Source organism: Streptomyces sp. NBC_01261 (assembly GCF_036226385.1).
Lineage (GTDB): Bacteria > Actinomycetota > Actinomycetes > Streptomycetales > Streptomycetaceae > Streptomyces.
This window is the reverse complement of sequence record NZ_CP108463.1, coordinates 7393690-7411763: the sequence shown is the minus strand read 5'-3', so window position 1 is coordinate 7411763 and position 18074 is coordinate 7393690. Positions and strand designations below refer to the sequence as shown.

Below are 18074 nucleotides of genomic sequence, written 5' to 3'. Positions count from 1 at the left end.
CTGGCCGGGGTCATGAGGGCGTGCGCGCCGCCGCCAGCAGCCGGGTCACGTCGTCCGAGCCGATGGTGAGGGCGGCGCCGACCGTGGCGAGGGCGTCGCGTTCCGCCGGCGTGTAGGGGCCGTCGGCGAGGGCGATGCGGGCGCCCTGGAGCAGGATCGACTCGCGGCCGGCGGGGGCGAGGTGGGGGGCGAGCGGGTCCAGGGCCTCGTGCAGCTCTATGGCGAGGCCCGCGCCGCTGGGTTCGCCGTAGACCCGGCCGGTGTCGGCGGCCAGCGCCTCGACGAGGGCGCCGAGCTGGTCCTCCGTGCAGTCCTGGAAGCCGGCGGCCCGGACGGTGCCCGCGGCGGCCTCCAGGGACGTACGGGCGCAGCTGCCGCCCGCCGCGAGGACCGCGAGGGCGACCGTGTGCACGGCGTCGCGGAGCATCGCGGAGAAGCGGGTGGTGGTGGGGTGGTCGAGGACGTCGGTGCCGTAGTGGCCCTGACAGGCCGCGCACTCGACGACGGGGCCGGTGTCGCCGCGCGGCAGCACCGGCATGCCGAGCAGGGTGAAGCGGCGGCGCCCGGTGAGCCGCTGGTAGTTGCGGTCGCCCCCGCATCCGGGGCAGAAGAACTCGCCGTCTCCGACGCTGGTCCACGCGGTACGGATGCCCAGCACGCGCGCCGCTCGGCCCTCATGGACAACTCGGCCGTCTCGTCCCCGTTCAGGCAGCACGTCGCACCTCCGTAACGCCGCGGCAACATCGCCGCGCTGGCGTGATGTTAGCCACATTGTCGAGCCGGAGTCAGTACCCCGGACGAGACCTCTCCGTGACCTGCACATGGAATGGCCGGGAAACGACGGGGCCCCGCCCACCGGAGACCGGCGTACGGGGCCCTTCGACGACGAGTAAACCGCCGGTCAGGATGGTTCAGCGGGTAGCGCGGTTGACGGCGGAGACGACCGCCTTCAGGGACGCACGTGTCGTATTCGCGTCAATGCCGATTCCCCACAGGATCTTGTCGTCGATCGCGCACTCGATGTACGAGGCGGCCTGCGCGGAGGCTCCCTCGCTCATCGTGTGCTCCTGGTAGTCCAGGAGCCGTACGTCGATGCCGACGGACTGCAGGGCGTCGAAGAACGCGGAGATCGGGCCGTTGCCGGTGCCCGTCAGGACGGTGTCGACGCCGTCGACGCTCGCCTCCACCTTGAGCGTGTCCACGCCGTCGGTGCCGGTGGTCGACTGGCCGGTCTTCACCTGGATACGGCCCCAGGGGTTGTCCGGGTTCGGCAGGTACTCGTCCTCGAAGGTCGCCCAGATCTGCTTCGGGGTGACCTCGCCGCCCTCGGCGTCCGTCTTGGCCTGAATGAGCTTGGAGAACTCGATCTGCATCCGGCGCGGCAGGTCCAGCTTGTGGTCGTTCTTCAGGACGTACGCGATACCGCCCTTGCCCGACTGCGAGTTGACCCGGATGACGGCCTCGTAGGACCGGCCGACGTCCTTCGGGTCGATCGGCAGGTACGGGACCGCCCACTCGATGTCGTCGACGGTGACGCCCTTGGCGGCGGCGTCGGCCTCCATGGCGTCGAAGCCCTTCTTGATGGCGTCCTGGTGGGAGCCGGAGAAGGACGTGTAGACCAGGTCGCCCACGTACGGGTGGCGCGGGTGGACCTCCATCTGGTTGCAGTACTCCCACGTACGACGGATCTCGTCGATGTCGGAGAAGTCGATCTGCGGGTCGACGCCCTGCGAGAACAGGTTCATGCCCAGGGTGACCAGGTCGACGTTGCCGGTGCGCTCGCCCTGGCCGAACAGGCAGCCCTCGACGCGGTCGGCGCCGGCCATCAGCGCGAGCTCGGCGGCGGCGACGGCCGTACCGCGGTCGTTGTGCGGGTGGATCGACAGCACCACGTGCTCGCGGCGGGACAGGTGACGGCCCATCCACTCGAAGCGGTCCGCGTGGGTGGAGGGGGTCGAACGCTCGACGGTGGCAGGCAGGTTGAGGATGATCTCGCGGTCCGGGCCGGGCTGCCAGACGTCCATGACCGCCTCGCAGACCTCCAGCGCGAAGTCCAGCTCGGTGTCCGTGAAGATCTCCGGCGAGTACTGGTACCCGAACACGGTCTCGGGGCCCAGCAGCTTCTCGGCGTACTCCATCACCAGGCGGGTGCCGTCGACGGCGATCTGCTTGATGTCGTCCTTGGAGCCGCGGAAGACCACGCGGCGGAAGACGGGCGCGGTCGCGTTGTAGAGGTGCAGGGTCGCGCGCTTGGCGCCCTTCAGGGACTCCACGGTCCGCTCGATCAGGTCCTCGCGGGCCTGCGTCAGCACGGAGATCGTGACGTCGTCCGGGATCGCGCCCTCTTCCTCGACGATCGAGCGCACGAAGTCGAAGTCGGTCTGGCCGGAGGCCGGGAAGCCGACCTCGATCTCCTTGTAGCCCATCGTGACCAGCAGGTCGAACATCGCGCGCTTGCGCGCCGGTGACATGGGGTCGATCAGGGCCTGGTTGCCGTCGCGCAGGTCCGTGGAGAGCCAGCGGGGGGCGACGGTGATCCGCTGCGAGGGCCAGGTGCGGTCGGGGATGTCGACCTGCTCGTACCGGCCGTACTTCTGGATCGGCATGGAACTGGGCTGCTGGCGATTGGCGCGGCTGTGGCTGGTTGCCATGATGCGGGGGCTCCTCGTGGTGTCCTGAAGGACGGCCGACGGCGCAACGCCAGACTCCGCGGGGAGGGGGTCGGCCTCGACTACAGGCCCTCGCCGCGGCAGCTAAGGAGAAGCAGCCCGATACGCATGATGCGAAGCATGCTAGCCGAGCCGCCGCGGACACGCGGCCCCGTATCAACATGCGGGACCACACCCCCCCAGGGGCGCGGGGCCGTATCGATATGCGGCTCCGCCGCGTGGGCGCGACCAGCCACACTCGGCCGTCACTCGATAACACAGAGCGACCACTCTTGAGTGGAGCATCCGCACATTTCACCAATCAAGGTCGCGCGTAGTGACATGGCTCTAACGGAGTGCAATCGTGCCGGACATGACGACTCACGGGGGCTTCGAGCCCGTCTTCTGCACGATCGTGCCACCGCATGTCCTCGACAAGCTCGCCCAGCACGAGGACCCCGCGCTCTCCGGTCCCGCCCGCGAGACCCTGGAGCGCGACGCCTACGAGCGCACCCACCGCCGGCTGACCACGGTCATCGGTGCCCCGACCCTCGCCGCGCCGACCGTGTCCGACAAGCCGCGGCGGACGATCTACGACGCGAAGCACAAGCAGGACCTGCCGGGGAAGAAGGTGCGTGCCGAGGGCTCCGACCCCGGCAAGGACGCCACCGTCAACCGCGCCTTCGCCGGGCTCGGCGCCACCTTCGAGCTGTACCTCAACGCCTTCAACCGGCACTCCATCGACGGCGAGGGCCTGCCGCTCAACGCGTCCGTCCACTACGACGTGAAGTACGACAACGCGTTCTGGAACGGCGAGCAGATGGTGTTCGGCGACGGCGACGGCGAGCTGTTCCTCGACTTCACCATCCCGGTCGACGTCATCGGCCACGAACTCACCCACGGCGTCACGCAGTACACCGCGAACCTGACCTACTTCGGCCAGTCCGGCGCCCTGAACGAGTCGATCTCGGACGTCTTCGGCTCGCTCATCAAGCAGTACACACTCGGCCAGACCGCCGCCGACGCCGACTGGCTGATCGGCGCGGGCCTCCTCGCCCCGCGCGTCTCCGGCGTCGCCCTGCGCTCCATGAAGGCCCCGGGCACGGCCTACGACGACGCCGCCCTCGGCAAGGACCCGCAGCCCGCGACGATGGACGACTTCGTCAACACGGGCAGCGACAACGGCGGCGTGCACATCAACTCCGGCATCCCCAACCACGCGTTCTACCTGGTCGCCGACGCGCTCGGCGGGCACGCCTGGGAGAAGGCGGGCCAGATCTGGTACGACGTCCTGACCGGCGGCGAGCTGAAGAAGGACGCCCTGTTCGCGGACTTCGCGACCCTCACCGTGGCCGCCGCGAAGACACGGTTCGGGGACGGCGGCGAGGAGTTGCAGGCGGTACAGAAGGCCTGGGAGCAGGTCGGAGTGCCCACCACCTAGGGATTCCTCGCCTCGTCACCGCACCCGATCCGTACTAGACAGGGACCATGCGTATTCAAGTACGGCGCACGGGCGGGTTCGGCGGCATCCAGCGCCGCGGCGAGGTCGACACCTCGACGCGGCCCGACGCCCATGAGTGGCACGCGCTGGCCGAACGGGCGGTCGCCGCCGGCCACAGCGTTCCCACGACGGGGGTCCCGGACGGCTTCCACTACGAGATCACGGTGGACGGAAAAACGGTGCACACGGCCGACCCCCGGCTCACCGACGATCAACGGGAGCTGATCTCAAGGGTGTTGAAGGAAGGCGCGTGAGCCGATGTCCCCGGGCGGGCGTAACTGCTTGTTCACGCCCGCCCGTTGACACCCGTTACCGCCGGTACCCATGATCCGGCGCATGGCGACTGATGCAGGCAATCCGATACCTCGGTTCCCGGCCGATTTCCTCTGGGGCGTGTCGACTTCGGCCCACCAGATCGAGGGCGCCGCAAACGAACGCGAACCGTCCGTCTGGGACCGGTTCGAGGCCGAGCCGGGCCGGATCAAGGACGGCTCGACGGCGGCGGTGGCCTGCGACCACTACCACCGCCACCGCGAGGACGTGGCCCTCCTGGCCGACCTGGGCGTGGACGCGTACCGCTTCTCGATCTCCTGGCCGCGGGTGAACTCCCCCGGCGGCCTCGACTTCTACGACCGTCTCGTCGACGAACTGGGCGAGGCGGGCGTCCGTCCGGTCCCGACCCTGTTCCACTGGGATCTCCCGGTCACGCAGGACTGGTTGAACAGGGACACGGCGTCCCGCTTCGCGGAGTACGTGTCGGTGGTCGCCGACCGCCTCGGCGACCGCGTGAAGAAGTGGATCACCCTCAACGAGCCTGCGGAACACACCCTGTTGGGCCACGCGCTGGGCGCCCACGCCCCTGGCAGGACGCTCCTGTTCGACGCGCTGCCGGTGGCCCACCACCAGCTCCTGGCCCACGGCCTGGCGGTACGGGCGCTGCGCGCGGCCGGTGCCACCGACATCGGGATCGCCAACTCCCACGGCCCGACCTGGCCCGCCTCGCAGGAGCCGGAGGACATCGAGGCGGCCAACTTCTACGACCTCCTCCTGAACCGCCTGTTCGCCGATCCGCTCCTGCTCGGCGAATACCCGTCCGGACTGGGCGAGTTGATGCCGGGCGACGTCGAGTCCGACCTGAAGGTGATCTCCGAACCGATCGACTGGTACGGGATCAACTACTACGCCCCGAGCAGGGTCGGGGCACCCCAGGGCGCGGAGATCGAGTTCGGCGGCCTGACACTCCCCGCCGAACTCCCCTTCTCCGTGCGGGAGATCGAGAACGTCCCGGTGACGGACTTCGGCTGGCCGGTGGTCCCCGAGGGCCTCACGGAACTCCTCACCACCTTCCGCGACCGCTACGGCGACCGCCTCCCACCCGTCGTCATCACCGAGAACGGCTGCTCCTACGACGGCGTCGACGACCAGGACCGGATCGCCTACCTCGACGGCCATGTCCGGGCGCTGCACGGGGCGTTGGAGGCGGGCGTGGACGTCCGCGGGTACTTCGTGTGGTCGCTGCTGGACAACTTCGAGTGGGCGGAGGGCTACGAGCGCCGCTTCGGCCTCGTACACGTGGACTACGCGACACAGGCGCGCACTCCGAAGGCGTCGTACGGCTGGTTCCAGGGCATGCTCCGGGCTCAGAGATGACGACGACGGGACGTTCTTCCGTGGATGCCCTGGCTGAACCTGTCGAGCGCGTGGGCCGGGGCTGGACGTCCGCGCTGTCGCTGGCCAACGGGGCGATCTGGGTGGGCTGGTACGGCCCGCTGCAGATCCTGCTGGCGTCACAGGCCAAGGACTTCGCGCCGGGCACCGGCATGTCCAAGGAGTCGATGCTGGCGTGGGTGACGGGCGCGGGCGCGCTGGTGTCGCTGGTCGCCAATCCGCTGTTCGGCGCGCTGTCCGACCGCACGACGGCGCGGTGGGGCCGCCGTACGCCGTGGATCGTGGGCGGGGCCGCGGGCGGGGCGCTGTCGTTGCTGCTGCTCGCGGGTGCCGGCGGGGTGTGGACGATGGCGGCCGGCTGGTGCCTGGTCCAACTCACCCTGAACGCGGCCTTCGCGGCGGTCACGGCGGCCGTGCCTGACCGGGTGCCGAGGCTCCAACGGGGTTCTGTGGGCGGCTGGTTGGGCGCCGCGCAGATCCTGGGCGTGGTCGGCGGTACGGGTCTGGCGACGGCGGCCGGGGGCATCGGGGCGGGCTATGTGGCGTGCGCGGTGTTCACGGCGGTGGGCGTGCTGCCGTACGTACTGCGCCACAAGGACCTCCGACTGCCGCCGGAGACCCGCCCGCCGTGGTCCTGGCAGGGTTTCCTGCGGGGCTTCTGGCTGAGCCCGCGCCGCTATCCCGACCTGGGCTGGGCGTGGCTGACCCGCTTCCTGATCAACCTGAGCAACGCGCTGGTGCTGCTGTACCTCCTCTACTACCTGCGCGACCGCCTGCACTACCACGACCCCGACCAGGGCGTCCTGATCCTCACGGCGGTGAACGGCCTGACACTGCTGGCCACGGTGGTGGTCGGCGGGGTCTGGTCGGACCGCGTCGGCCGCCGCAAGCCGTTCGTGCTCTGGTCCGGCGTCCTGATGGCGGTGGCGACGGCGGTCCTCGCGGGCTGGCAGACCTGGCCGGGCGCGGTCGTCGCGGCGGCGGTCCTGGGCATCGGCTTCGGCGTCTTCACGTCGGTCGACTTCGCCCTGATGACCGACGTACTCCCGAAGGCCGTGGACCGCGGCAAGGACCTCGGCGTCATCAACGTGGCGAACGCGTTGCCCCAGGTCGCGGCCCCCGCCCTCGCCGCGCCGATCGTGACGTATCTGGGCGGGTACCGGGTGCTGTATCTGGTGTCCGCGGTGATCGGGATGGCGGGGGCGTTGTTGGTCCGGCGGATTCGGGGGGTGGACTGAGCAGGTGTGGGGGCGGGGTCAGAGCACGCCCGCGTCCCGTGCCGACCATGCCGTCGGGAACATCGGGCGGTAGCCCAGTTCGCGGCGGATGCGTTCCGTGGACATGATGCCGAACCAGGGGTCCGGGTCGGTGTGCCGGGCGAGTTCGGCGGGGATCTCGACGCCGTTGAGCAGGTGCAGGTCGACCGCGGTGACTGGGGCGTCGTCGGCGATGTTGTAGACGCGGCCGGCGATTCCCGGGGCGTGCAGGATGCGGAGGAGGCCCTGGGCGACGTCGGCGTGGTGGCCCATGTGGAGGCGTTGGTTCGAGGCCCAATGTGCCGCCCACTGGAGGGAGTTGACCAGGTGGGGGTCGCCCTCGCCGTAGACGAAGGGGAGCCGGGCCACACGGACGTCCATGTCGGTGAGGGCCAGCAGCTCCCGTTCCGCGGCCACCTTCGACTCGCCGTAGGCGCCCCACATCTCGCCGCCCGGCCTGCTCTCGTCCTCCTCGGTCAGGGGTCGGCCGCGACCGGCGCCGTAGACGATCCCGGTGCTCACCTGGACGAAGCGGCGTACGCCGGAGGTCAGGGCTGCTCGGCCGAGGGCCACCGCCGCTTCGTGGTTGACGGCCCAGGCCTCGTCGTCCGGTACGCCGCGGAAGGACGCGGCGACGTTCACGACCGCGTCGGCGCCGGAGACCGCCTTGCCGAGGGCGTCCGGGTCGCGCAGATCGCCGAGTACGACTTCCGCGCCCAGGTCGGCGAATCGCTCGCCCCGGGCCGCGTCCCGCACCAGTACCCGTACCCGCTCCCCCGGCCGGGACTGCGCCAGCAGCCTCGGTACGAAGCGGCGTCCGACCTGGCCCGTCGAGCCTGTCACCAGTGTCAACATGTTGTGCTCCTCTCGTCTCGTACCAGCTTTGGGCGGACGGGCCGGTACCGGGAGAGACCTTCCGGTCAGGGGATCGGCGGTCCCTGGATAAGCCGGGCGGACTGCCGCACCCTGGAAGCGTGAACCGAGCCGAACTCGCCGACTTCCTGCGCCGCGGCCGGGCCCGCCTGGACCCCGCCGACGTGGGCCTCACGGCCGGGCCCCGCCGCCGTACGCCGGGCCTGCGCCGCGAGGAGGTGGCCCAGCTGACCGGTATGTCCGTGGACTACTACACGCGCCTGGAGCAGGCCCGCGGCCCGCACCCGTCCCGCCAGATGCTCACGGCGCTCGCGCGGGCGCTACGGCTCACGGACGACGAACGCGACCACCTGTTCCACCTGGCCGGCGAGGAGCCACCGCGACGGGGAGGGGGTTCCTCGCACCTGCGGCCGGGACTGCTCCTGGTCCTGGACCGGCTGCACGACACCCCGGCGCATGTGTCGAGCGACTGCGGCGAGATGATCGCGCAGAACGCGATGTCGCGAGCTCTGACGGGCGACGTGTTCGCCCGCCCGCCCCAGGACCGCAACCTGCTCCGCCGTTTCTTCCTGAACCCGACGGCACGGGAGTTGTTCCCCCCGGAGGACATCCCGGACCACGCGCGCTCCCATGTCGCGAACCTACGGGCGGTCGCCGCGGCCCGCCCCGACGACCCCGAGCCGGCCGCGCTGGTGGCCGAACTCCGGTCGTCCAGCGAGGAGTTCGCACGACTGTGGGAGGAACACGAGGTGGCGGTACGCCGCCGGTCCACGAAGCGCTTCCGCCACCCTCTGGTGGGCCTCATGGAGCTGGACTGCGAAATCCTCCTGAACCGGGACACCCACCACCTCCTGATCATCCACACGGCCCGCCCCGGCACGGAGTCGCACGAACGGCTCCAACTGCTCCGGGTGATAGGCGTGCAGGACATGACCCCCACCGCCTGACGGGCTGAAAGATCAAGCCCGGGCGGCAACGATTCAGCCCCTCCGGCGTTTGAGGAGCGGGGGTCCGGGGGCCGGCTCCCGTGTCGGGGTCGAAGGGGCAGAGCCCCTGGAGGATGGGACGGGTAGGGGCGGCGGGGGCGAGAAAAAGCCTCGGAACCCCCAACTCCCCCTCTAGAACCCCAGCTTCCGCAACTGCCGAGGATCCCGCTGCCAGTCCTTCGCCACCTTCACATGCAGGTCGAGAAACACCGGCGTACCGAGCAACGCCTCGATCTGCTGACGCGACTTGATACCGACCTGCTTCAGCCGCGCACCCTTCGGCCCGATGATGATGCCCTTCTGGCTGGGCCGCTCGATGTAGACGAACGCATGGATGTCGAGGAGCGGCTTGTCGGCAGGCCGGTCCTCGCGAGGGAGCATCTCCTCCACCACGACGGCGATGGAGTGCGGAAGCTCGTCCCGAACCCCCTCCAGCGCGGCCTCCCGGATCAACTCCGCGATCATGATCTGCTCGGGCTCGTCCGTGAGGTCGCCCTCGGGGTAAAGGGCCGGCCCCTCCGGCAGCAGCGGAATGAGCAGATCGGCCAGCAGACCCACCTGCTGGCCCGCGACGGCCGACACCGGCACGATCTCCGCCCACTCGAAGCCAAGCTCCTTGCCGAGCTGATCGATGGCGATCAACTGCTCGGCAAGTGTCTTGGAGTCCACCAGGTCGGTCTTCGTGACGATCGCGATCTTCGGCGTCTTCTTGATGGACGCCAGTTCCTTCGCGATGAAACGGTCACCCGGGCCGAGCTTCTCGTTCGCGGGCAGGCAGAAACCGATGACGTCGACCTCGGCCCACGTCGTACGGACGATGTCGTTCAGCCGCTGCCCGAGCAACGTGCGCGGCTTGTGCAGCCCAGGCGTGTCCACCAGGATCAGCTGCGCGTCCGGCCGGTGGACGATGCCGCGCACCGTGTGGCGCGTGGTCTGCGGCTGGTTGGCGGTGATCGCCACCTTCTGGCCGACCAGAGCATTCGTAAGGGTGGACTTGCCCGCGTTGGGGCGGCCCACGAAGCAGGCGAAGCCGGCGCGGTGGGGAGCCTCCGACGACGCAGACGGCTTGGATGACGGGGTACGAACGCTCATGGCGCCCATTGTCCCTGATCCACAGGCCCTCGCCGCACAACAGTCCACCAGAGCCTCACACGGTGAGCTTTCGGTAACCCCGACGCAATGAAACGTCACGGAAACACGGACGTGCACAACCGGAAACCCGGGCCGGTGAACCTCTGACGAGCCCCCACACCGTTGGAGACGACCGTGACCCTCTCTGTCACCGAAGCCGCCCAAGCCGCAGCACACGTAGACACCGGCGACACCGCCTGGCTGCTCGCCGCCACCGCCCTCGTCCTGCTGATGACCCCGGGCCTGGCCCTCTTCTACGGCGGCATGGTCCGCACGAAGAGCGTCCTCAACATGCTGATGATGAGCTTCGTGTCGATCGCCCTGGTCACGGTGGTCTGGCTGACCGCCGGCTACTCCCTCGCGTTCGGCGACGACATCGGCGGCGGACTCATCGGCGGTCTGAAGCACGCCGGGATGGCGGGCCTCGGCCCGAACTCCGTCCACGGCACCGTCCCCACCCTCCTCTTCGCCACCTTCCAGCTCACCTTCGCGATCATCACCGCCGCCCTGATCAGCGGCGCGGTGGCCGACCGGGTGCGGTTCGGGGCGTGGCTGGTCTTCGTACCCGTCTGGGCGCTCCTCGTATACGTTCCCGTCGCGCACTGGGTCTGGGGCCCCGGCGGCTGGATCGCGGCGCACCTCGGCGCCCTCGACTTCGCGGGCGGCCTCCCGGTCGAGATCACGTCCGGCGCCTCGGGTCTGGCCCTCTGCCTGGTGGTCGGCCCCCGCCTGGGCTTCAAGAAAGACGCCATGCGCCCGCACAACCTCCCCATGGTGATGCTGGGCGCGGGCCTGCTCTGGTTCGGCTGGTTCGGCTTCAACGCCGGTTCCGCGCTCGGCGCCAACGGCCTCGCCGCCGCGGCCTTCCTCAACACCCTCACCGCCGGCTGCACCGGCCTGCTCGGCTGGCTCTTCGTCGAACAGAAGCGCGACGGCCACCCCACCACCCTGGGCGCCGCCTCGGGCGCGGTCGCCGGCCTGGTCGCGATCACCCCGTCCTGCGGCTCGGTCTCCCTCCTCGGCGCCCTCGTCGTCGGCCTCGCCGCCGGTGCCGTCTGCTCGTACGCGGTCGGCTGGAAGTTCAAGCTGAACTACGACGACTCGCTCGACGTCGTCGGGGTCCACCTGGTCGGCGGCATCATCGGCACCCTCCTGATCGGCGTCTTCGCCACCACCGAACTGACCGGAAAGACGGACGGCCTCCTCTACGGCGGCGGGCTCGCCCAGCTCGGCAGGCAGCTGGTGGCCGTGGTCGCCGTAGGGGCGTACGCGTTCCTCGTGACGTACGGCATCGGGAAGCTGCTCGACCGGGTGATGGGGCTGCGGGCGAGTGAGGAGGAGGAGCGGACGGGGCTTGACCTTACGGTGCACGCCGAGAGCGCATACGATCACGGCGTCCTGGGCCACGGAGCCCCGGTCGGCCCGTCCCTCCCCTCCCTGCAGAAGGTCAAGTCCCAGGCATGAAGCTCATCACCGCGATCGTCAAGCCGTACCGCCTCGACGAGGTCAAGACGGCGCTCCAGGAGCTCGGCGTGCACGGCCTGACCGTCACCGAGGCCAGCGGCTACGGCCGGCAGCGCGGCCACACCGAGGTGTACCGCGGCGCCGAGTACCGCGTCGACCTCGTCCCCAAGGTGCGGATCGAGGTCGTCGTCGACGACGCGGACTCGGAGGCCGTGATCGACGCGATCGTCAAGGCCGCGCAGACGGGGAAGATCGGGGACGGGAAGGTGTGGTCGATCCCGGTCGAGACGGTCGTACGGGTTCGGACGGGCGAACGCGGCCCCGACGCGCTCTGACCGCGAGCACTCCCCCGACGAACCCGACCGCGAGCAGCAGCGCCGCCGCGAGCCACGGCAGCGCGAAGAACGACGCGCTCGCCGACTGCTTCGTCCCCGGCGCACTCGCGGTCAACGTGATGTCCCCCCAGTCGAGTTGGGGCGACCCCTTCCACGGCTCGCTCAGCTTCACACTCTGCCCCGGCAGCAACTCGGCGGGGATACGGGTCAGTCCGCGCGAGAGCAACGTACGGCCGAACAACCCCTGCGCCTTCAGCGTCACCTTCGGATCGAGGGTGACGTTCCCGGTGTTGTGCAGTGTGTAGGAGATCGTCGCGGCACTGTCCCCCAACCCCGGTACCAGCGGCTGGTGATGGGACACCCGCACGTGTTCTACGGCGAGTGCGGGCAGCGTCGGTCCGCTGACCCGGAGGTAGACGCGGGCGCCGACGGCCCGCTGCACGCCTAGGGCGAGTGAACCATCGCCCTTGTCGACGCGTTCGTCGAGGGCGACCAACGCGCCCGGGTGGTCGCCCGGTTCGGCCCCTTCGGGCACGCGCAGGGTGAACGGCACGGTGACTGTCCTGTGGGCAGGCACGGTTACCCGGGACTTGGCGGGCTTCGCCCACGCGCCCACGCCCCGCATCGTCTCCGTCACGGTCCGCACGGCGAACCCGCCGTCACGCGCGGTGTTGTAGGCATCGGCCGCGTACAGCCGGAAAGTCAGCGGCTTGGCCGTCTTGTTGGCGACGACGACCTTGTCCTGGATGGTCTGGCCGGGGTCGGCGGAGAGATAGAAGTACGGCCGCGCGGCGACTTGCGAGGCGGCCGGATAGACGGACCAACTGCCGTTGTCCGCCGCGTGGGCGGAGGGCGCGGCGAGCACTCCGGAACAGAGGCCGAGGCAGAGGCTCAGGAGGAGGACGTACAGCTTGCGCATGGGTGCGGACCCCCACGGACGAGGTGTGTGGCGGTCGGGCGGGTGCGGTCGCCCGGCCACCGGAGGTGAGGCGGACGGTCAGGTGAGCGTCAGCGTGAGCACGCCGGAGTACGCGCCCGGAGGCGTGAACGCCGGTACGTTCAGGGAGAGTCCGGCGTCGACGGTGAACTGGCCGCCGGTGAGCGTGCCGTCGGGCGTGGACGCGAGCGTCGCTCCCGAACTGCCCACCGTGCCCGCCGAACCGGCCGCGCAGGTGCTCGGGCTGCCCGCCTTGGTGGCGCAGGCGGGCGTCCAACTCAGCGCCCCGGCATCGATCTTGGCGCCGGGACCGGTGAAGTCGGTGACCTTGCCGGTCAGGGACCAGCCCGCGGGTCCGCCGCGGAAGTCCTGGACCGTCACCGTGTTGAGGGCGCCCGTGGAGGCACCGCCCTTGCCGAAGTCGACGGCGGAGAGACCTACCGCGTCCCCGGCCTGCGCCATCGACAGCGTGCCCGCCTTGACGGTGGTCGTCAGCTTCTGACTCCCCGGCGGAACGGGCGTGGTGTCGTTGACGACGTAGGCGGCCGGACCGGCACCGAGGTCAGCGCTCCACGCACTGCCTTCGTAGGCCACGATCCCGGTGGTCGTCTTGTCGTTGACGACGAGCGAACCACTGATCGTGCCGCTGCTGCTCGCCGTGACGGTCGCCGTGTCCGCGGTCTGGGCGGTTCCGGACCGTCCGGCCAGGGTCACGGTGGCACCCGGGGTGAAGTTGCTGCCGGTCACGGCGACGCTGTCACCGGCGTTCCCGGAGGCCGAACCCAGGCTGATCGCACGGGTGTTGACCGGAACGGTGGCGGTCGCGGTGACGGTCTCGGAGACCGGCGCCGGCGGGTTCGTCACCGTGCAGGGGGTGTCCAGCTCCAGGATGTAGCTGGTGTGGATGTTGTAGTCGCCGGGCGAGAGGGTGATCGCGCCCGGGGTGGTGACCGTGAAGGTGCCGGTCATGGAGAACGACGGGAAGGCGCCGTTGCCCGGCACCGGGTCGTTCTTCTTGGGCCCGGCCACCGTGAGGCTGCCGGTCTGGGCACCGCCGAGGGTGACCTTCCCGGTGGGCGTCATGATGTCGGCCGGCAGGGCGATCGCGGTCGGGTTGCTGGCGGCCGGCTTGACCACCGTGTAGGTCACGGTGACGGTGTCGCCGACCTTCGGCGCGGTGTTGTCCACCGTGATCGCGGCGGTCGTGGTGCCGTCGATCGGCGGGATGCCCGCGATCGCCGGCGGGATGCAGTGCGTTGCGAAGTCCACGTTCGTGGACGCACCGGCCGGACAGGCCAGCGCACCGCCCGTGGCGACCGCGAGCGCGGTCACCCCGAGCAACGACGCCCAACGGCGTCTTCGGAATGTCGTAGCCATGGCTGTGCCCCCTCCTGAGGACGATGGGCGCAGCGGCTCATCTGCGCCCACAGGGGGCATTGATGTGGGGATCGCGTGAGAAGTCAATGCACACACCCAAACAAACTGATGGGCCGTCAGCTCCCGCAACAGCGGGAACCGACGGCCCAGTTGAGCCCGTGGGGGGAATTCTCGGCCGACTACCTGATCGACTGCTCAGCCGACGTCTCGGCCGACTTCTCAGTCGAACACGAACGGACCCGGTGACTGCGGTCCGGTGGCCGTGCACGTGACGGCGATCCCGAAGATCGTCATCTGCAGCGACCCGCCGTACGCCTCCAGGCTGTCGCCTGAGGCCACGGTCCCGTCGAGCGGACCGACGGTGACCGCGTCGCCGGTCGCCATGGCCGGGTTCTTCGTGCCGCTGAAGACGGTGGTGCCACCGCTCGCGTTCTCGAACGTGAAGGTCGAGGAGATGGAGTCTGCCGACAGGGGGAGCGGCGCCGTGATGGAGGAGGTGATGGTGACCGTGGCCGCGGTGCCGTCCTGCGTGGCGGTGAGCGTTGCCGCGCCTCCGCCGAAGATGCCGCAGTCCGCGGTGATCGTCGCCGTCTGGGGAGTGACGGCGAGCGCGCTGGGCGCGAACGCCAGCGAGGCGGCCGCGAGGACCCCCGTCACCAGTGCCGCACCGGTACCGATTCGCTTGCTGCTCAGCTTGCCTTTCATGGATCCGGTTCCCTTCCCGTGTCTGGGAATGCCATGTGGGGACGGACGGACCAACCACCTCAAAAACCCCTCACGAACGCGGTGCGGTGCGCCACGCGAGCGGGAATCTGACGGTCCGTCGGAACTTACGGTTCCATTGATGCGCGGGAGACGGGGGGAGAGCAAGGGCGAAATCTGGACGGGTTAATTCCGGACACGGGGACATTTCCGGCGCGGGGGATCTGTCAGCATCTCGGGCCCACTTCTCAGCGCAGGCCTGCAAATTTCAGCCCGTACAGGGCCACTTCTCAGCGCAGGCCCGCATATTCCAGCCCGTTGGGGGTCCCCCCTCTGGGGGAGCTTGAGGACGAGGCCCCTTCAGGGCCGATGGGGGGTCTGGGGGCGGAGCCCCCAGCACCCACCTCAGCCGGCAGCGACAGTCAGCCGAACGACCCCGTCCAGCCCAGCCACCAACACCGGCGTCTCCGCCCCACCCAGATCCCGTACAGCCGCCAGATCCTCCGCAGCCACCGACTCCGCCTCCGTCACCACCGCCGCCGCCTCCAACGACTTCGCCCCGGAAGCAACGGCCATGGCAACAGCCGTCTGCAACGCGCTCAGCTTCAGCGACGAAAGAGCAACCGTCCCGGCGACATACGTACGCCCGGTCTCGTCCCGCACGGCCGCACCCTCCGGCACACCATTACGGGCCCGAGCCGAACGGGCCAGGGTGACGATCTTGCGGTCCTCGGGGGCAAGCGCGCTGCTGTCGGTCATGAACAGAGCATACGAAGGGCAAGGACGAGGACCGACAAGGACCCTCACCCGGCCACGGGGTACATCGCCCCCCGCCGCCCCTCGGGCGACGCCAGCCACTCCAGCTTCTCCGCCGTGTCCGCCTCGTCCAACGGCGTATGCAGCACGATCGTGAGATCCGGCCGGGCCGGCACCTTCATCGCCGTGGATTCCACGACCAGCAGCCCCGCCAACGGATGATCGAGCTCCTTACGGATCTGCCCGGCATCCTCGATGTCCCGCTCCGCCCACAGCACGGCGAACTCGGCGCACTCCGCGAGCTGTTCGAACACCGCCCGATACCCCTCGTCGTCCGGCCGGGCCGAGGACGCGGCCCGGAACTGCGCGACGACGGTCCGAGCGTTCCGCTCCCAGCTCTTCGACCGCGACCGGTACAGCGGATCGACGAAGAAGTCGACGAGACAGTTCTGCGTGTTCCCCGGACGCATTCCGAGGACGATCGCCGCCGCGGCGTTGTACATCACGCAGTTGTAGTACATGTCCATGATGTGCGCCGGATACGGCATCCACGCATCGATCAGCCGCCGCAGCCCGTCACACATGTCCCGCTTCTCCGGCGCCACCTCCGGTGCGGGCGGATTCAACCCCGCCAGCAGATACAGATGCCGTCGCTCGGCATTGCTCAGCCGCAGCACCCGCGCGACGGAGTCGAGCACCTGCGGCGACACCGAGATGTCCCGCCCCTGCTCCAGCCACTGGTACCAGGACGCCCCCACCCCGGCCAGCACCGCGACCTCCTCGCGCCGCAACCCCGGCGTCCGCCGCCGCGCCCCGCCGTCCGGCAGCCCCGCCTCGGCCGGCGACACCCGCGCCCGGCGGCTCATCAGGAACTCCCGCAGCTCACGCAGCCGTTCACTCTTCAGCGCGTCCTCGGACACGTACGGATCCCCCTCGTACAAGGCTGGTGGTGCCACCACCAGCACAACTTCCGGCTCCCCACGGCTATTCCGACGGCCGGAAGCTCGACACATGGCGACCGACACCACAGCCCCCACCACCCACGAACCACTCGGCACCCCACACCTCTCGACCCGCGACAGACTCGTCCTCCTCGTCCTCTGCGCGGCCCAGTTCATGGTCGCCCTGGACTTCTCCGTCCTGAACGTGGCCCTGCCCACCCTCGGCGCCGACCTCGGCATGAGCCGGTCCGGACTCCAGTGGGCGGTCACCGCGTTCGCGCTCCCGTCCGGCGGCTTCCTGCTCCTCTTCGGCCGCATCGGAGACCTCTACGGCCGCCGCCGACTGTTCCTCACCGGTCTGGCCCTGTTCGGCGCGGCCTCCCTGCTGGCCACCTTCGCGTGGGACCCGGCATCGTTCCTGACGGGCCGGGCGCTGCAAGGCCTCGGCGCGGCGGCGATCGTCCCCACCGGCATGAGCCTCCTCACCACCACGTTCCCCGAGGGCCCGGCCCGCGACCGCGCGCTCGGCATCTCCGGCACCCTGCTCTCGCTCGGCTTCACGGTCGGCATGGTGGCCGGCGGTGTCCTGACCGACGCGTTCGGCTGGCGCTCGACGATGGCCCTGCTGACCCTGTTCGCGGTCCTGGTCCTCCCGCTGGCCCCCGCCCTGCTCCCCGAGTCCCGCACCCCGGACCGCCCACGTCCGGACGTCCCCGGCGCGATCACGGTCACCGGCGGCCTACTGGCCCTGATCTACGCCCTGTCGACGGCGGCCGACCACGGCTTCGCCCACCCGGACGTCATCGCCACCCTGATCGCGGGCGTCCTGCTCCTCACGGCCTTCGTGTACATCGAGTCCCGCACGCCCCAGCCCCTGGTCTCGCTCCCGATGCTGCGCCGCCGCACGGTGGCGTGGGGCAACCTGGGCGGTCTGGTCACCTTCTCGATGATGTCGACGGTGGTCTTCGTCCTGACCCTGTACCTCCAGGAGATCCTGCACCTGTCGTCCTTCGAGACGGGCCTGGTCTTCGGCGTCCAGGGCGTCCTCTCGGCGGTGGCCGGCGTCTACGCCCCGAAGGTCATCGGCCGCATCGGCGCCCGCCGCACCCTGATCGCGTCCCTCACCGGCCAGGCGGCTTTCACCGCCACCCTCCTCACCCTCACCACCCACACCCGGTCGGTCTGGGTGGCGACGGCCGCCGTATCCCTGGCGAGCATGTGCCACCTGGGCGCGATCATCTCCTACGGCCTGACGGTCACCTCGGGCGTCCCCGACGAGGAACAGGGCCTGGCCACCGGCCTGGTGACCTCCACCCAGCAGGTCGGCATCACCATCGGCATCCCGCTCCTGGGCGTCCTCGCCACCACTTCGGGCGACCTCATGTCGGGAGTCCACACAGTCGTGGGCATCGACGCGGCGATCGCGCTGGGGGCGGCGGTGCTGGTGGCCGTAGGCCTCGGCAGGAACCGGAAGGCCCACCCGGCCGCCGTATGAGATG

Annotated in this window: 17 protein-coding genes; 8 read left to right on the top strand and 9 right to left on the bottom strand. The window is 70.1% G+C overall.

The window, feature by feature from the left end:
* Positions 1 to 10: 10 nt before the first annotated feature.
* Both OG226_RS32975 and leuA read right to left on the bottom strand, forming a co-directional pair.
* Positions 11 to 715, bottom strand: coding sequence for a TerB family tellurite resistance protein (locus tag OG226_RS32975; protein ID WP_328683440.1), 705 nt, complete (start codon positions 713 to 715; stop codon positions 11 to 13).
* A 196-nt stretch (positions 716 to 911) separates the two neighbouring features.
* Entirely contained in the window at positions 912 to 2651 is a 1740-nt protein-coding gene (leuA, locus tag OG226_RS32970) for a 2-isopropylmalate synthase (RefSeq protein WP_328683439.1), read from the bottom strand.
* A gap of 370 nt (positions 2652 to 3021) precedes the next feature.
* Here leuA and OG226_RS32965 point away from each other — a divergent pair, with 370 nt between their 5' ends.
* The 4 genes from OG226_RS32965 to OG226_RS32950 all read left to right on the top strand — a co-directional run bounded on the left by OG226_RS32965 (position 3022) and on the right by OG226_RS32950 (position 7055).
* Positions 3022 to 4089, top strand: coding sequence for a M4 family metallopeptidase (locus OG226_RS32965; protein ID WP_328683438.1), 1068 nt, complete (start codon positions 3022 to 3024; stop codon positions 4087 to 4089).
* A 47-nt stretch (positions 4090 to 4136) separates the two neighbouring features.
* A complete protein-coding gene (locus OG226_RS32960) occupies positions 4137 to 4403 on the top strand; it encodes a protealysin inhibitor emfourin (protein ID WP_328683437.1) in 267 nt (88 codons plus the stop codon).
* 70 nt (positions 4404 to 4473) lie between these two features.
* A complete protein-coding gene (locus OG226_RS32955; protein WP_443044822.1) occupies positions 4474 to 5799 on the top strand; it encodes a GH1 family beta-glucosidase in 1326 nt (441 codons plus the stop codon).
* Complete coding sequence (locus OG226_RS32950; RefSeq protein WP_329350926.1) at positions 5796 to 7055, top strand: MFS transporter; 1260 nt, start codon at positions 5796 to 5798, stop codon at positions 7053 to 7055. Before OG226_RS32955 ends, OG226_RS32950 begins: the two co-directional genes overlap by 4 nt.
* A gap of 18 nt (positions 7056 to 7073) precedes the next feature.
* On the opposite strand, the gene OG226_RS32945 is transcribed toward OG226_RS32950, so the two are convergent.
* Positions 7074 to 7928, bottom strand: a complete 855-nt coding sequence (locus tag OG226_RS32945) for an NAD-dependent epimerase/dehydratase family protein (protein ID WP_328683434.1) — start codon at positions 7926 to 7928, stop codon at positions 7074 to 7076.
* Between the two features lie 119 nt (positions 7929 to 8047).
* Between OG226_RS32945 and OG226_RS32940 the strand changes: the two genes are divergently transcribed.
* Complete coding sequence (locus OG226_RS32940) at positions 8048 to 8893, top strand: helix-turn-helix transcriptional regulator (protein ID WP_329350925.1); 846 nt, start codon at positions 8048 to 8050, stop codon at positions 8891 to 8893.
* Between the two features lie 171 nt (positions 8894 to 9064).
* Here the strand turns inward: OG226_RS32940 and era are convergent, their stop codons facing one another.
* Entirely contained in the window at positions 9065 to 10033 is a 969-nt protein-coding gene (era, locus tag OG226_RS32935) for a GTPase Era (protein WP_329350924.1), read from the bottom strand.
* A 153-nt stretch (positions 10034 to 10186) separates the two neighbouring features.
* On the opposite strand from era, the gene OG226_RS32930 reads away from it, so the two are divergent.
* Together OG226_RS32930 and OG226_RS32925 are read left to right on the top strand one after the other, a co-directional pair.
* The gene (locus OG226_RS32930) at positions 10187 to 11527 is read left to right on the top strand and encodes an ammonium transporter (RefSeq protein WP_443066928.1); all 1341 of its coding nucleotides are present in this window, start codon (positions 10187 to 10189) and stop codon (positions 11525 to 11527) included.
* Positions 11524 to 11862, top strand: coding sequence for a P-II family nitrogen regulator (locus OG226_RS32925; protein ID WP_328683430.1), 339 nt, complete (start codon positions 11524 to 11526; stop codon positions 11860 to 11862). Before OG226_RS32930 ends, OG226_RS32925 begins: the two co-directional genes overlap by 4 nt.
* On the opposite strand, the gene OG226_RS32920 is transcribed toward OG226_RS32925, so the two are convergent.
* The 5 genes from OG226_RS32920 to OG226_RS32900 form a co-directional block, all read right to left on the bottom strand.
* On the bottom strand, positions 11756 to 12781 hold the full coding sequence (locus OG226_RS32920) for a WxL protein peptidoglycan domain-containing protein (protein ID WP_329350922.1): 1026 nt from the start codon (positions 12779 to 12781) through the stop codon (positions 11756 to 11758). The genes OG226_RS32925 and OG226_RS32920 overlap by 107 nt on opposite strands.
* 78 nt (positions 12782 to 12859) lie before the next feature.
* Complete coding sequence (locus OG226_RS32915) at positions 12860 to 14176, bottom strand: beta-xylosidase (protein WP_328683428.1); 1317 nt, start codon at positions 14174 to 14176, stop codon at positions 12860 to 12862.
* A gap of 219 nt (positions 14177 to 14395) precedes the next feature.
* Complete coding sequence (locus tag OG226_RS32910) at positions 14396 to 14881, bottom strand: hypothetical protein (RefSeq protein WP_328683427.1); 486 nt, start codon at positions 14879 to 14881, stop codon at positions 14396 to 14398.
* Between the two features lie 402 nt (positions 14882 to 15283).
* On the bottom strand, positions 15284 to 15637 hold the full coding sequence (locus OG226_RS32905) for a cytidine deaminase (protein WP_329350921.1): 354 nt from the start codon (positions 15635 to 15637) through the stop codon (positions 15284 to 15286).
* A 44-nt stretch (positions 15638 to 15681) separates the two neighbouring features.
* Positions 15682 to 16554 carry a helix-turn-helix transcriptional regulator gene (locus tag OG226_RS32900; RefSeq protein WP_328683425.1) on the bottom strand — a complete coding sequence of 291 codons (873 nt, stop codon included), beginning with the start codon at positions 16552 to 16554 and terminating at the stop codon, positions 15682 to 15684.
* 91 nt (positions 16555 to 16645) lie between these two features.
* On the opposite strand from OG226_RS32900, the gene OG226_RS32895 reads away from it, so the two are divergent.
* Positions 16646 to 18070 (top strand): MFS transporter, encoded by a 1425-nt coding sequence (locus OG226_RS32895; protein ID WP_329350920.1) that lies wholly within the window; start codon positions 16646 to 16648, stop codon positions 18068 to 18070.
* Positions 18071 to 18074 lie beyond the last annotated feature (4 nt).